Genomic DNA, 15,316 nt, shown 5'->3' on the forward strand with positions numbered 1-15,316 from the left:
AAATGGCCGCGCCGGAGCCGTTTTCGGCTCAGATATAGCCAAGACCATAGAGAAAAGGTAGCGCCGCAAGGATCGCCTGCGCAACCAGAAGGAGAAAGCTCAAAAATATACTGCCCCGATCGGACATGAGCGACAGGATGCGACCGAACGCCGCGACACCGAAGGAGGCGCCGAGCGCGAGATAGATCATCGGCTGCGCCAGCAGGATTGCCACCAGCCCGAAGCCGGCCATGAAGCCACCCGCCGAGCGCGCTTCGGCATAGGCCTCGGATCGCCCTTCCTTCACCTGCAGCTTGAGGAAGCGGTAGGTGTAACCCGGCGCAAACATCAGAAAAAGGCCGATCAGTGCCGTGACGGCAGCCGAACAATAGGCAAGCCGCTCGCCGAATTCTGTCGGAAAATAAAGCTCCATCGGTCGCCCTCAAATCAGCCCAAATCAAATCAATCACAGGAGGAGACCGACATATGGCATGAAGCGCAAGAAGAAGGAATACGGAATGAAGACGCTTTGTCGCGGGATATATATAACCGCGTTAATATTTTGAAAATATGTACATTATCCCTTTTTTGGTGTTATGTTCGAGCGAAAGGGATAATTTGCCGCTGAAGTCGCCTCTTTAGGTAGGAGAATTTATCCCTTTTTAGCGAGATAGTTTTCCAAAAGGGATAAATTGTTTTATTTCAGCGAATTAAAGAGCGACCAAATAAGGCAGACGATCGATACGGAGCAGCTGTTCGAGGCGTGGCTCGCCGTAAATGCCGAGTTGTCTCATCGATTTGCAGGGGCCATGGCATGGAAAACGGTTTCCGGACGCGACTACCTTTATCGCAAGGCAAAGACTGCCTGGAAATCACTTGGCCCGCGCTCTTTCGACACTGAGCAAACTTACCACCAATTTCATGAGGGCAGAGACGAACGTCGACAGCGCCTGGCCGCATTATCGACCAAGCTCGACGAAATGGCGGCCATCAATCGGGCTATGCGACTTGGCAGAATGCCATTAACAACCGCGCGTATTCTGCGGGCGCTCAATAGGGCCAATCTTATCGGTAGCGCTCTGGATATTGTCGGCACGAATGCGCTTTTTCTCTATGAGAGACTTGGCGGCATCAGGATCGACAGTGGCCTTCTCGCAACCGGCGACATCGATCTGCTTTTCGACGCGCGAACAAACCTCAATCTTTTGCGAAGGAATATCGGCGCGGAAGGCTTGATGGGTATCCTACGCACCGCCGACAAATCGTTTCATTCACTTGGCAAGCGGAGTTTCCGCGCGGCAAATAAGGATGGATATCTTGTCGATTTGATCGGCCCCATGCCATCGCATCCCATCAGCAATTCAAGGCCCGCCAGTATTGGTCAGAATGAGGATGATCTGGCCGCCGTCGAGATAGAGGGCCTGCAATGGTTAGTTAATAGCCCTAAGGTGGCAGCTATTGTCCTTGATGAACGCGGCTACCCCGTACAATATACCTGCCCCGATCCTAGAAGTTTTGCCTTGCACAAGCTTTGGCTTTCACGCCGGGAAGATCGCGACCCCTTGAAGAAACTCCGCGATGAAGCGCAGGCTCATGCGGTCGCAAACATGATAGGCCGTTATCTGCCGCATCTTCGATTTGACGACCCCGTACTCGGCGCTATTCCGAAGGGCCTGCGAAAGCTGTCCCATGAGTTGGAACACACAGCGTCGAAGTCGCCAGACGATAAAATCGAACCGAATTGGTAACTTCATAAGAAGCTTTGCGGATCGATATCGAGCTGCACCTGCACCGAGCCGCGCTCCTTCGGTGACTGCGCCAGCATCGCCCGCAGAAACCCCTGCATGTCGGAATTGCGCCCGCCATGCACGAGCAGACGGAAGCGGTGGCGGCCGCGCACCAGGGCGATCGGCGCTTCGGCCGGACCCAATACCGAAATGCCCGAAACCTGCGGCGCCGCATTGCGCATGCCGCGCGCATGCGTCTCCGCATCCTGCCTCGTGTCGGCGGAAACGATAATTGAGGCAAGCCGGCCGAAGGGCGGCAAGATAGCCCTCTCCCGTTCCGAAATCTCGCGCTCGTAAAAGGCGCTGGCATCGCCCGAGACGATCGCCTGCATGACGGGATGCTGCGGCTGATAGGTCTGCAGCAAACCATGGCTCTTCAAGCCGGTTCGCCCGGCGCGTCCCGTCACCTGCGACAGGAGCTGGAACGTCCGCTCGGCAGCGCGCGGATCGCCATTCGCCAGGCCGAGATCGGCATCGACGATGCCGACCAGCGTCATCAGCGGAAAATTGTGCCCCTTGGCGACGAGCTGCGTGCCGATGACGATATCGGCCTCGCCCTTGGCGATGGCGTCGAGCTCCAGCCGCAGCCGCTTGACGCCGCCCATGATGTCGGAAGAGAGCACGATCGTCCGCGCCGCGGGGAAATGCCGTTCCACCTCCTCCGCGATGCGCTCGACGCCCGGCCCGCAGGCAACGAGATGGTCGAGCGTACCACATTCCGGGCAAGCCTCCGGGGTGCGCTCGGCATAGCCGCATTGATGGCACTGGATCTGATTGCGGAACCGGTGCTCCACCAGCCAGCTCGAACATTGCGGGCACTGGAAGCGGTGGCCGCAGACCCGGCAGAGCGTCAGCGGCGCATAACCGCGCCTGTTAAGGAACAAGAGCGCCTGCTCGCCCCTGGCAACCGTCTTGCCGATCGCGCGGATCATGACGGGCGAAAGGAAGCCGCCGCGTTCCGGCGCATGCCGGCGCATGTCGATCAGGTGCAGATCTGGAAGCGCCGCATCACCATAGCGCGTCGGCAGGTGGATCGTCGTATAGCGCCCGCTCTGGCCATTGACCTGGCTTTCGACCGAAGGTGTCGCCGACACCAGTACGACCGGGAAATTGCCGATGCGGCCGCGCACCACGGCCATATCCCGTGCATTATAATAGACGCGATCCTCCTGCTTGTAGGCAGGGTCATGCTCTTCATCGACGACGATCAGCCCGAGATCCTCAAAAGGCAGGAACAGCGCTGAACGCGCCCCGGCCACGACCCTGACTTCGCCAGTAACGGCTTGGCGCCAGACCTTCTCGCGCATACGCGGCGCAAGATCGGAATGCCATTCGGCCGGCTTGGCTCCAAAACGATCCTGAAAACGCTCAAGGAAGCTTGCCGTCAGTGCAATTTCGGGCAGCAGGATCAGCACCTGCTTGCCGCGCCTTAGCGTTTCGGCGATGGCCTCGAAATAGACCTCCGTCTTGCCAGAACCGGTGACGCCGTCGATCAGGGAAACCGCGAACTCGCCCTTGCGCACATCGGCCAGGATCTTATCGGCCGCATCCTTCTGCGGCCCTTGCAACCGCGACGCGGTGAATTCCGGATCGGGCCTGGCGACGACGGGTGGCGGCGGCAGGAAGATGGTCTCGAAAATGCCCTGCGAGATCAGCCCGTCGATGACGCTGGTGGATACACCTGCCGCATGCGCCAAGCCGAGCCGCGTCCACGAAAGCCCGTCGGCGGCAATCTCCATTACCTTGGCGCGCGCGGGCGTCATCCGCTCCGGCTGCCCGCCGATGAAGCGCAAGCCCTCGACCATCGGTTCGGGATCGAAGGCGGCCGGTGCCCGCAGCGCCATGCGCGCCACCAACCCCGGCGGCGACAGCGTATAGGCGGCAACCCAATCGATGAAATCGCGCATATGCTTGCCGAGCGGCGGGCAATCGAACACATGGCTGATTGGCCGAAGCTTCTTCGGATCGACACCGCCATCATCCTCGCCATCCCAGACCACGCCGATCACCTGACGTGGCCCGAGAGGCACCTGCACCACCGAACCGGGCTCCACCGCCACGCCTTCGGGCACGGCATAGGAATAGGCCCGCGGCGCCGGCATCGGCACGAGAACGGGCACCGTACGGCTCATCACAGGCTTTGAGGGCGCCGCCTCGAAAAGCGCACCGAACAGATCGGAAGAATCTTTGCTCATTGCGCCAGACCATGCCCCGGACGGACAAAAAAGAAAACCCGGCAGTGGCGCATGATCGCTCGCAGAATGTGGACGTCCCGTGGGTGCGGTGAATATCCAGCCATAGCAGCGGTGCCGCCGATGGTCAGTGTTGGCCCGAGGTGAACATGGGAGTCTGACTGTCGATGCTTCAGATAGGAACTCACGTCAAACAGTTTGCTGAGTTGACTGAGCCAATGACCTCGCGCTCGCCGCTAGTACAGTGTCCTTTGATAATCTTCCTCCAGCCCTTCGTCCATCGTTCGCATTTCATTCTGGTCAGTAGGAGCCCCTGTCGTCTCCTCCAGGATCATCTTTATGAGCGAGGGCATCTCGCTGCGATCCTGAAAATGATCCGCGCTCCACAGGCGGGACCGCCGGAAGGCTTTGGCGCAGTGCAGGAAGGCCTCGCTGACGCTTACGATGATGGCCAGCTTTGGTACACGACCAGCGACCGCCATATCTTTCAGAATTTCCGGGTCACGAGTGAGTGCGGCCTGCCCGTTTATGCGCAATGTGTCCTCGAAGCCGGGAATGACAAAGAGCAATCCGACATTCGGGTTGGCAACGATGTTGGCCAGCGTATCAAGACGGTTGTTCCCAGGGCGATCCGGGATCGCAATGGTACGCTCATCGAGAACCTTCACGAAACCCGGAGGATCGCCACGAGGACTGACGTCAGCCTTTCCGTCCGGATGCTGGGAGCCAATACAGAGAAAAGGCGAGCGCCTGATGAACTCTCGCGCATGTTCCCCCAGGGATTCCTGACACTTCAAAAGAGCCAGAGAGTGGGTCGGCTCGAATAATTCGCGAAGCGATTGTTCATCGTCAATTGCGAAATCGGGATTGAGTTGTAACGCTGCCATAAACCACCTCCCAGATTGTTCCCGTTTGCATCTTAGCCACCAGGGAACACCTCAGATCCTCACCAATTATTTTTCCGTCATTTTGATGTACGTACGTCAATTTTGATACATGATAATGATTGCACGATCAATTGGATTGCCGGCATTTCTGAATAAGCCCAATTCGAGGAAGCCACGGAGGGTAGCTTTCAGCGCGAACCGCCTATTTGGCATTCAGCGTTTCAACGCTTCCCAATGCCGCAGCCAGTCGCGGCGCATGGGCCGGACGACGGCGGAATTAGATCGCTACTCATCGTCATCATCGATCTCGCCAGTCAACCTCATGCCGTCGATCCAGGTAGAACCGTCCTCACGGATCACCCGGCGCGGCTTGGCGCCGCAACGCTCGCGCACGGCCTCGGCCAGACGTTCTGAATGGGTGACGATCCAGATCTGGCTGGTCTTTGCGGCCTCAGCGATCATGTCGGCAAGCGGCACCAGCATGTCCGGATGCAGGCTCGCCTCCGGCTCGTTGAGCGCAATCAGCGGCGGTAGGCGATAGGACATCAAGGCGGCGGCAAGACCGAGGAAGCGGATCTGGCCATCGGAAAGCTCGCGCGGCTGGAAGATGCGGTTGGGAAATTCGGGCAGCATCAGGCCGAAATCCGCCGTTTCCCGTGGCTCCGGCACGACGAGCCTGGCGCCGCCGAGCGCTGCGTCTAGAACCCGGTCCAGCTCCACGGTATCTTCGCGCGTATGGACGAGAGTTGCGAAAACCGCGGCGATATTGGCGCCATCCTCATCCAGCATGGGAGACGTCACGGCAAGACAAGGCGCACGCAGCGGCGAGCCGCGATCTGTGCGGAAGCCATGGTAGAATCGCCAGGCGTCGACGGCGCGCCGGAACGTGCCGATCTCCGGAAAATGACCGGCATCGCCCAGTAGCGCGACCGCCGTTTCGGAAGTCAGGGCGTTCTCGGGATGCGCCTGCATGCGGCCGCTCTCGCCGCGCACGGAAATGCCTGGCCCCTCGCGCTTCATCATCGTCACCGGCCTGCGCCCCGTCTCGACGGAAAGCTCCTCGGCCTTGACCTGCGGCTCCAGTGGAAATCCCGCGGAGGCACAGGGCGGCCGCATGCCCGCCTCGATCCAGTAGCGAAAGGTCGCCGCCCGCTCCATGTCGAGCAGCTCGACATCGAAGCGGATACGGGGGGACTCATGCGAACGGCGCTTGCCCGACCACATGGCCGAGAACATGCCGCCCTCGCTGGAAATCTCATGCGCCAGCCGGCCGCGAACCGCCGCCTGAACGAGCTGCAGGGAGCGATAGAGATTGGACTTGCCGACACCGTTCTCGCCGATGAACAGATTGACATCCGAAAGATCCACGCGGATCGAGCGCAGGGAACGATAATTGCGGGCAAACATGGAGCGTAGCTGCATGCCGGAGGGTTTAGCCGATTCCGATATTAAAGAGAATGCGAAACCAGAGGCTCGTCCTGGTTCGGAGGAACAAGCGCCGAGAAGGTTGCATTTCCATCCGCCGCAAGATCGACGACCGTATGCCTCTCCAGCGCCTTCGTCACCTCGTTGACATCGCCGTCCAGATGCTCGACCGGAATGAGATTGCCCACGAGGAAATCGAACCGGTCGCCGCGCTTGTTGAGCAGCTCGTGAAAGACCGTCATGTCGCGCAGCTCGGTCGACCATTTGGCGAACCAGTAGAACAGGCCGGAATTGCGCGCCGTCAGATGCACGGGCAGGATCGGCAGATTGTATTTGCGCGCCAAACCCACGGCAGAGGTCTTCCACGGCCGTTCGTTCAGCTTGCCGTTCGCCCAGTAGGCGATGCGGCCTGATGGAAACAGTACCGTAACCTTGCCCTCCGCCACGGCGCGGTTGGTCAACTGAAGCGTCTCGCGCGTCTTCGGCTTGCTCTTATACTCCTCGCGCCATTCCACAGGGATGATCATCTCGGCAAAGCGCGGGTTGACGCGTACCGCATCGCGATTGGCAAAGATCATCATATCGGGCCGGCGCGGCTTCAGGAGATCGAAGACGGCGACGCCATCTGCAATGCCTGTAGGATGATTGCTGACGAGAATGAAGCCGCCCTTAGCCGGGATACGATCGGGATGGGTGACGCCGATATCGAGCCGCAGCAGATCGCTCATATATTCGAAGCATTGAAAGCCGGAGAGCTTGGCGACATCGTCGGCGAATTCGATTGCCTTGTTGTAGCGCAACAGCGTGTAGAGAAACGGGCGCATGAGCGGCCAGAGCGGATTTCGGACGATCTTTTGTCCGCGCTCGGCGATGAGAGTATCGACAATATGTCCGGGCTGGCCCTGAGACACCAAAGCGATCACTTCTGCAAGTTGTCCCAGTGCAGTTATCGAGCCGCGGCGCGCCATGAAGTGTCCTGAATGGTTGGGAGATATTCTATCGCAATCGAATATGATCGAAGCATGACAAGCGCCTCGCATATGGAAGGCGGACCATACGAGATCCGGAATCGACCCATATGCAGTTTCATTGAAGCCCAGCTACTCCCCGCAGCACGAAGGGAAAACGCGCCGGAAGCAGCGGGAAAATTAGCGATTCCATAACCTTCCTTACTTCAAAGTGGCAGATGCGATCTGAATTTCAAGAGGTTTTCCACTGAACGAATTATTGATCATCGCCGACTCCAGGTTGATGGCGGAACGCAACCGCTGGCTCGATGCGCTTGGTCAGGAGCGGCGGCTCGCCGCCCACACGCTGAATGCCTATGAACGCGATACGCGGCAATTCTTGACCTTCCTCACCGGTCATCTCGGCGGTCCGGCGACGATCGAGGATATTCATGCGCTCCGTCCGGCCGACTTTCGCGCTTTTCTGGCCGCGCGCCGCAAGGATGGTGCCGGTGCGCGTTCGCTCGGGCGCAATCTCGCCGGCCTTCGTTCGCTGTTGCGCTATCTTGAGAAGAAGGGCCTTGTGAATGCCGCGGGTGCAGCCGCGGTGCGCTCGCCGAAACAGCCGAAATCGCTGCCGAAGCCCCTTTCCGACAAGCAGGCGATTACCGTCGTCAGTGACGAGGCGCAGCTGCACGACGAACCATGGATCGCCGCGCGCGATGCCGCCGTGCTGACCCTGCTCTATGGCTGCGGTCTGCGCATTTCCGAAGCGCTGGATCTGAAACCGCAGGATTTTCCATCAGGAGCGACATCGCTGCGCATCACCGGCAAGGGCAACAAAACCCGGCTGGTGCCGTTGCTTCCGATCGTCATCGAAGCGATCGATCAATATCGCAAGCTCTGCCCTTATCATCTCGAAGCCGATGGCGCCCTGTTTCGTGGTGCGCGCGGCGGCAAGCTGCAACCGGGCATCATCCAGCACGGCATGCAGAAGTTGCGCGGCGCCTTCGGGCTCCCGGATACAGCAACACCGCACGCGCTTCGCCATTCCTTTGCCACCCATCTCCTGGCCGGCGGCGGCGACCTCAGAACCATCCAGGAACTGCTCGGCCATGCGAGCCTTTCGACGACGCAGGTCTATACCGGTGTCGACTCCTCGCGCCTGCTCGAGGTCTACGACCGCGCCCATCCCCGCGCGTAAGGCCGTTCACGCGCACGCATAAGAAAAGATTAACCTCTCGCGTTAAGGGAATTTCCGTCTCACGCGCGTAAAGCAGAACCATCTCCCGGCATGCCCTCCGAAAGCCGCTTTCCGGCATTAGCGGTCATGCTCTCTGCGAATGGAAGATTCTGATGATTTCTGCCCTCGGGTCCAAGACGATGCGGTCGATGAAGCCGACGCTAGGCGATATGCTGCTCTGGCTTGTAAGTGCCTTTCCACTGATGCTGGCGGTGCTGTTGGTCGCGACTATGCTGACACTGCAGCCGGCTCATGCAGAAGGCGCTGCGTCCGACAGCTGCGGCGGCAAGGATCTGATGGCCGAACTTCAAAAGAACGATCCGGCAAAATACGCCTCCATCATCGCCGCCGGCGACAAGGTAGAGAATGGCAAGAGCATCTTCTGGAAGATCGAGAAGCCCGGCTTGAAGCCGTCCTGGCTGCTCGGCACCATGCATGTTTCGGATTCGCGCGTGCTCACCCTGCCGAAGGGCGCCGCGGACGCCGTTGCATCAGCCGATACGATCGTAGTCGAATCGGACGAAATTCTCGACGACAAGAAGGCTGCCGCTGCCCTTTTCGCCAATCCCTCACTCACCATGCTCACCGACGGCTCGACCATCAGCCAGCATCTGTCGCCCGAAGACAATGCCCGGTTGGAAGCGGGTCTGAAAGCGCGCGGCATTGTGCTCGCCGCCGTTTCCCGCATGCAACCCTGGCTGATCTCGAGCTCCTTCGAGATGACGGGCTGCGAGGTTCGCCGCAAGACGGCCGGTGCGAAATTCCTCGACCAGAAGCTGGCGGGCGACGCCGCGGCCGAGGGCAAGAAAGTCGTTGGTCTCGAAACGCTGGCAGAGCAGGCCAAGGCCATGAGCGATCTGCCGATCGCGCTTCATCTGAAATCGCTGATGCAGACGCTCGAACTGGGCGACAAAATCAACGACGTCAACGAAACGATGACAGGCCTCTATCTCGCCGGCAATATCGGCGCGATGATCCCGATGCTGAAGGTGATCGAACCGGACCAGAAGATCACCGATGCCGATACCGCCGCCTTCGAACAGCGCATCATCCTCGATCGAAACAAGGTCATGGCCGCGCGTGCCGCGCCGGTTCTCGACAAGGGCAACGCCTTCATCGCCGTTGGCGCGCTTCACCTCGTCGGCGATCAGGGTCTTGTGGCGCTGCTGCGCAAACAGGGTTTTACTGTCACGGCGGCAAACTGACCGCTCGCAACCGCTTGCCGAGATCGGCAAGCATCGTCGCGACGATCAGCCGGTGGAATGGCGTGATGATTGCGAGATAGATCCGACCCAGCAATATGTTCCGCCGGACGAGCGTCGTGGCATCAACCAGCCGGCGCCCCTGATCGTCATCACGCACGTCGATAACGACCCGAAAATCGAGATGCCGATCGTCGAAGCCGAGCACGACCTGAGTGTCGGACTTGCTGACGACGGGAAAGAAGCCGATCTTTTCCAGCTCCTGTGCCCGAAGGTCGCTGCTGGATTTCAAGCCGAACAAGCTGGTTACCGCATCGCGCACTCGTATCAGCAGCCGCGCCCAAAGCGGAAAGCGGCTCAGCATCGTTCGGGCGGCGGCGATGGCCGTCAGATCCGAGTTCGGGATACTCAGCTCGTAGCAGTCGGCCCAATCGGCATCCGGCAGCGCCGGATGCGGCATTAGGGGCTTCACCATCAAAGGCCTTGCAGACATGATTTCATCCGCCTTTATTCGACGGCTGCAGACTACCACACATTGCAATGCTGCCCGACCAACAAAAGCCGGCTGCGGCAATTTGGCCGCCAGATAACGGCCTAACGCACGGCCGATCCATCCGCCGGCAAGATCTTCAGCCGCCAGGATGCATCGGGCTTCAGATAAGTCGTTGCGATGGCGCGGACATCCTCGGCGGTCACGGCTTCGTAGCCGCTGATGCTCTTGCGAATACGGTCGAGACGCCGAGAGTCGCTCTGAGCATCGTGAAGATTCTGGACCCAATAGCCGTTGGTCTGCTGCGAGCGCTTCACCGCTTCCATGATCGGAACCTTGGCCCGCGTCAGCTCATCGGGCGAAACATCTCCCTGACCGAGATCGGCGGCGATCTTATCCACCAGCTCGAAGAAATGATCCACCTTGGCGGGTGTGGTTTCGACATAGAGATAGGCAAAACCATAGCCGGGGATCGACCTCGACAGATCGACCTCGCCCTGAGGGCTGTAGGTGGCGCCCTCGGCGATACGGAACTGGTCGACCAGGCGGTTCTGCAGGATCGCGCCGGCGACATTGGCAGCGGCAGCACGCGGCAGATCCGAAAGGAAATCGCCGATCGGCATGGCGACGGCTGCACCGGCGCTGTCGCTGCGCCCATCGTGAAGGCGCACGACCGGATCGGTCGTCGGTGCAGGAAAATGCACGCCGGAACCGCCACTCTGTTTCCCTTCGCCACCGCGAACCGGCAACGCGCCGAAGGTCTGCGCCGTCAAGCGAATGACGTCATCGACCTCGACATCGCCGGCGATGATGACCTCGATCGGCCCCTTCGAAAGAGCGGGCTGCAGGAGGCCCTCGAAATCTTCCGGCTTCGCATCCATCAACTGAGTCCGGTCCGGGAATTCCCAGCGCGGATCGCCGGAATGCAGGAGACCGGAAAGATCGCGGCCGACCACGCTGCCTGGCGTCGCCTGAAGCTGGGGAAGCATGTTCAGATAGGCTTGCTGGACCCGTTTGAAGACATCCGGACGATAGGCCTGATCGGAGACGTAAGCCGTCAGCAGCTGCAATTGCGTCTGCAGATCGCGCGGCTGCGTCGTACCTTCGAATTTGAAAGCGGCATCCTGAATGGCGAAATCAATGCTCACGACCTTCGCGGCAAAAGCCTTCTGCATGTCGTCGTAGCTGATGGCTTTCAGGCCGGATAGCGGCAGAGCCGGCGCCGCCCAGATCGGCAGCGGGCGATCGTTCGGCAGGTCCAGCCGCCCACGGCCGACTTCTGCGCGCACCAAAATCTCATCGGCGCGATATTTCGTCGGCTTGACGGTCAGGCGGACGCCATTGGCGAAACGCACCATCGTAACGCCGAGATCATCGACCGTACGGCGTTCGACGATATCGCCGGGCTTGCCGAAATCGGTATAGGGCCATGCGACCGAAGCCGTCTGTTCCGGTGCCTTTACCGCCACGGCGCGCGATTCGGCATAGGCTTTCTCGACAGCAGCATCGCCGCCCTCAGGCATTTGCGGGATTTGCAGGACGAGTTGCGGACCATTGCCGGTAAAGATGCGCTGAAGAGCCTGGTTGACCTCTTCCGCCCGCAGGTCCTTCATCGCGGCATCAAACAGCGCCAGATCTTCCGCAGGCGAGGTGAAGACCATGTTTTCGCCGACGCTCCAGCTTAGCGAGCCGGCAATATCCGGGCTCGCGCGCGTCGCGGCACCGCTCGCGGCTGCCTGGAGGGTGGAGCGATATTCGGCGATTTCCCTGTCGATCTCGCTCTGGTCGGCGCCGAACTGCGCTAGGCGGCGCTGCTCCTGATCGATAGCGGCCAGGGCAGCCTGCCACTTCGCGGGATCGCTATCGGCGGAAACCATCGCCACATGGGCCGATTTCAGCAGATCCTGCGCACCGGCCTGCGCGCTGACGAAGGGCGGATTGGGCTGCTGTGCCAGAACTGACAGACGCCGGTTGAGAACGGCGAGGCCGATATCCTCCACCAGCTGCGAGCGGCGCTTGGCAGTCCTATCCGGCGAAGCGTCGTAGGCACGCGTCCAGGCAAGCTGCACGCGGGTCGCGCCACCCGGCACGATGACCGTGCCGACGCGCTCTCCACGGCTTTGGAGAGTGCCGAGATCAGGGTCTGCGGGTGCAGGTGCGGCGGGGACCCAATTGCCGAAGCGGTTGCGGATATCGGTTTCAATGGCGGCCGCATCGATATCGCCGACGACAATCAGGGTGGCGCGATCGGGGCGATAATAGCTGCGGTAGAAGTCCCGCAGCAGATCGACCGGAGCGTTGCTGATAATATCGGTCTTGCCGTTGGGCGGACGCTGCGGCACACGCTGCCCTGGCAGCAGCTGCGCAAGCAAACCGGCCCCGCCGCGATATTGCGGCGTGTCGCGCAGCTTCTCTTCCGAAAGGATGACGCCGCGCTCGCGGTCGAAGGCGCCGGCATCGAGCGTCAGTTCGCTCGCCGTCTCGCGCATCAGCATCAATCCAGTCGAAACCGTCTCCGGATTGGCTTCCGGCAGATCCAGCGCATAAACAGTTTCGCCATAGCTCGTGGACGCATTGGTATCCGCGCCGAAGGCAAGACCGAGCCGCTGGAGGGTGCGCACCATCTCGCCTTCCGGCACATGGGTCGAGCCCTTGAAGGCCATATGCTCGAGGAAATGCGCCAGACCCTGCTGGTCATCGCGCTCCTGCAACGAGCCAGCGCCGATGCGGAAGCGGATCGCCACCTGACCGGCCGGTGTTGCATTGTGCATGACGGCATAGCGCATGCCGTTCGGCAAAGTCCCAAAGCGAATTCCCTGCTCCACCGGCAGATCGCTTGCCGCCTGAGGCCAGCTGGCGACAGGCGTTTCCGCATAGGCGGGAGCTGCAACGGTAACGAGGAGTGCGAGCGATGTCGCAACGAAAAGTTTCCGGAATAGGCGGCCGGCTGGGTTTTGACGTGACATGCTTGCTTTGTTGGTGAGAACGATTGGATGATGCGATGCACGGGAGCCCGTACATCGCATCATCAGGCAAGCATTGCAATCCCGGCGCTTGTCACGCCGGGACTGTCCGATCTTACATATGGATCGGCTTGAAGAAGGTCGCGAGCGCGGCTTCCTTGACGGCTTCCGACATTGTCGGATGCGCGTGGCAGGTGCGGCCGAGATCTTCCGACGAACCGCCGAATTCCATCAGCACGGCGATCTCGTGGATCATCTCGCCGGCGCCGAAGCCGACGATATGGCCGCCGAGAACGCGGTCCGTTTCCTTATCCGCCAGGATCTTGACGAAACCGTCCGTCGCCAACATGGCGCGGGCGCGGCCGTTGGCCGAGAACGGGAACTTGCCGACCTTGTAGGCGATGCCAGCAGCCTTCAGCTCTTCCTCGGTCTTGCCGACGGAGGCGACTTCCGGCTGCGTATAGACCACGCTCGGAATGACGTCGTAGTTCACATGGCCGGCCTGGCCAGCGAGGATTTCCGCAAGCGCCACGCCCTCGTCTTCCGCCTTGTGGGCGAGCATCGGGCCCTTCACCACGTCGCCGATAGCATAGATGCCGGGGACGTTGGTCTTGAAGTGACCGTCGATCTCGACGCGGCCGCGATTGTCGAGCGCCACGCCGGCTTCTTCGAGGCCGAGGCCGGCCGTGTAGGGCTTGCGGCCGGTGGCAACGAGAACGACATCGGCATCGAGCACGACCTTGTCGCCGCCCTTGACCGGCTCGAAGGTAACCTTGGCGCCGTTGCCGGTTTTTTCAACGCCGACGACCTTGGCGCCGAGATGGAACTCAAGACCCTGCTTGGCAAGCATGCGCTGGAACTGCTTGGAGACTTCGCCGTCCATGCCGCCGAGGATGGTGTCGAGATATTCGACGACGGTGACCTTGGCGCCGAGACGCGACCAGACCGAGCCGAGCTCGAGGCCGATGACGCCGCCGCCGACCACGATCATCTTGCCCGGCACCTTGTCGAGCGCGATGCCGCCGGTCGAGGAGATGATGACCTTCTCGTCGATCTCCAGCGGAACGCCCGGAATGCCGGCAACGTCGGAGCCGGTGGCGATGACAATGTTCTTGCCTTCGATCCCGGTCACCTTGCCGTCTTCGGCCGTGACGGAAACCTTGCCGGCCGAAACGATCTTGCCGATGCCCTGGAAGGCATCGATCTTGTTCTTCTTGAAGAGGAAGGCGACGCCGTCGACGTTCGACTTAACCGTTGCATCCTTGTGCGCCAGCATCTTTTCAAGATTGAGCTTCGGAGCGGCAACTTCGACGCCGAGGGCATCCATGCCATGGCCGGCATGATGGAACACTTCGGAAGCGTGCAGCAGCGCCTTGGAGGGGATGCAACCGACATTGAGGCAGGTGCCGCCATAGGTCGCGCGCTTTTCGACGACCGCGACCTTCAGGCCGAGTTGCGCTGCCTTGACTGCGCAGACATAGCCGCCGGGGCCGGTTCCGATAATGATCACATCGTAGGACATGTTTTAATTTCCTTGTTTTGTATCTTTGTTAGTCAGTCGCCCGTGCCAAGGCAAGGCGGATGCCGAAGCCGACAAGCGCCGCTCCGGTGATGCGGTTGAACCATTTGCCTGATGCGATGAAACGGTCGCGCACCGGCTTGACGGTGAAGAAGGTGGAAACGCCGGCAAACCAGGCGACAAGCGCCGCCGCCATGCCGATGCCGTAGCTGAACTGGATGAGCGCCGGCGTATCGTGATGGACGAGCGTCGAAAACAGCGACAGGAAGAACAGCACCGGCTTCGGGTTCAGCGCATTGGTGATGAAGCCCGTCGCCAGGCAGCGCCAGACGGAAACCGGCTTGCGGTCTTCCTCGGTGATCTCGACATCCTTCACCTGGAAACCCGGCTGGCGGAAGGACTTGAAGCCGAGATAGACGAGATAGGCCACGCCTGCCCATTTGATCAGGCTGAACAGCATTAACGACTGCGACACGATCAGGCCCAGGCCAAGAATTGTGTAGCTGATGTGAAAGAGCAGCGAGAAGCCCATGCCGAGGCCCGTCATCATGGCGGCGCGGCGGCCATGCACGATGCTCTGGCGCAGGATCACGGCAAAATCGGCGCCCGGAATGACGATGAAGATCGAGAACACCGCCATCAGGCCGAGGAATTCGAGAATATATGGCATCTATCGACCCTT

At 60.5% G+C, this 15,316-nt stretch carries 12 protein-coding genes; 3 read left to right on the forward strand and 9 right to left on the reverse strand.

Annotated features, from left to right (window positions below; translation table 11 throughout):
- Window positions 1-28: 28 nt before the first annotated feature.
- Complete coding sequence (locus I8E17_RS14780) at window positions 29-412, reverse strand: DUF4345 domain-containing protein (RefSeq protein ID WP_069613403.1); 384 nt, start codon at window positions 410-412, stop codon at window positions 29-31.
- A 259-nt stretch (window positions 413-671) separates the two neighbouring features.
- On the opposite strand from I8E17_RS14780, the gene I8E17_RS14785 reads away from it, so the two are divergent.
- Entirely contained in the window at window positions 672-1,727 is a 1,056-nt protein-coding gene (locus I8E17_RS14785; RefSeq protein WP_069613402.1) for a nucleotidyltransferase domain-containing protein, read from the forward strand.
- 2 nt (window positions 1,728-1,729) lie between these two features.
- Here I8E17_RS14785 and I8E17_RS14790 read toward each other — a convergent pair whose 3' ends face one another.
- The 4 genes from I8E17_RS14790 to I8E17_RS14805 form a co-directional block, all read right to left on the reverse strand.
- Window positions 1,730-3,961, reverse strand: a complete 2,232-nt coding sequence (locus I8E17_RS14790) for a primosomal protein N' (protein WP_069613401.1) — start codon at window positions 3,959-3,961, stop codon at window positions 1,730-1,732.
- A gap of 233 nt (window positions 3,962-4,194) precedes the next feature.
- Window positions 4,195-4,845: a pyridoxamine 5'-phosphate oxidase family protein gene (locus I8E17_RS14795; protein ID WP_069613400.1), complete on the reverse strand. Its 651-nt coding sequence runs from the start codon at window positions 4,843-4,845 to the stop codon at window positions 4,195-4,197.
- A gap of 285 nt (window positions 4,846-5,130) precedes the next feature.
- On the reverse strand, window positions 5,131-6,267 hold the full coding sequence (locus I8E17_RS14800) for an AAA family ATPase (protein ID WP_069613399.1): 1,137 nt from the start codon (window positions 6,265-6,267) through the stop codon (window positions 5,131-5,133).
- A gap of 26 nt (window positions 6,268-6,293) precedes the next feature.
- The gene (locus tag I8E17_RS14805; RefSeq protein WP_069613398.1) at window positions 6,294-7,238 is read right to left on the reverse strand and encodes a 1-acyl-sn-glycerol-3-phosphate acyltransferase; all 945 of its coding nucleotides are present in this window, start codon (window positions 7,236-7,238) and stop codon (window positions 6,294-6,296) included.
- Between the two features lie 247 nt (window positions 7,239-7,485).
- Between I8E17_RS14805 and I8E17_RS14810 the strand changes: the two genes are divergently transcribed.
- Both I8E17_RS14810 and I8E17_RS14815 read left to right on the forward strand, forming a co-directional pair.
- Window positions 7,486-8,421: a tyrosine recombinase XerC gene (locus I8E17_RS14810; RefSeq protein ID WP_069613397.1), complete on the forward strand. Its 936-nt coding sequence runs from the start codon at window positions 7,486-7,488 to the stop codon at window positions 8,419-8,421.
- Between the two features lie 152 nt (window positions 8,422-8,573).
- On the forward strand, window positions 8,574-9,665 hold the full coding sequence (locus tag I8E17_RS14815) for a TraB/GumN family protein (RefSeq protein ID WP_069613396.1): 1,092 nt from the start codon (window positions 8,574-8,576) through the stop codon (window positions 9,663-9,665).
- Here I8E17_RS14815 and I8E17_RS14820 read toward each other — a convergent pair.
- The 4 genes from I8E17_RS14820 to I8E17_RS14835 form a co-directional block, all read right to left on the reverse strand.
- Window positions 9,649-10,155 (reverse strand): DUF2867 domain-containing protein, encoded by a 507-nt coding sequence (locus I8E17_RS14820; RefSeq protein WP_069613395.1) that lies wholly within the window; start codon window positions 10,153-10,155, stop codon window positions 9,649-9,651. The two genes, I8E17_RS14815 and I8E17_RS14820, sit on opposite strands and share 17 nt — an antisense overlap.
- Window positions 10,156-10,256: 101 nt before the next feature.
- Window positions 10,257-13,118, reverse strand: a complete 2,862-nt coding sequence (locus I8E17_RS14825; protein WP_113366672.1) for an insulinase family protein — start codon at window positions 13,116-13,118, stop codon at window positions 10,257-10,259.
- A gap of 112 nt (window positions 13,119-13,230) precedes the next feature.
- The gene (gene lpdA, locus I8E17_RS14830) at window positions 13,231-14,637 is read right to left on the reverse strand and encodes a dihydrolipoyl dehydrogenase (RefSeq protein ID WP_069613394.1); all 1,407 of its coding nucleotides are present in this window, start codon (window positions 14,635-14,637) and stop codon (window positions 13,231-13,233) included.
- Between the two features lie 28 nt (window positions 14,638-14,665).
- Entirely contained in the window at window positions 14,666-15,304 is a 639-nt protein-coding gene (locus I8E17_RS14835) for a LysE family transporter (RefSeq protein WP_069613393.1), read from the reverse strand.
- Window positions 15,305-15,316: the final 12 nt, after the last annotated feature.

The organism is Rhizobium sp. AB2/73, from assembly GCF_020871915.1.
Lineage (GTDB): Bacteria > Pseudomonadota > Alphaproteobacteria > Rhizobiales > Rhizobiaceae > Rhizobium > Rhizobium dioscoreae.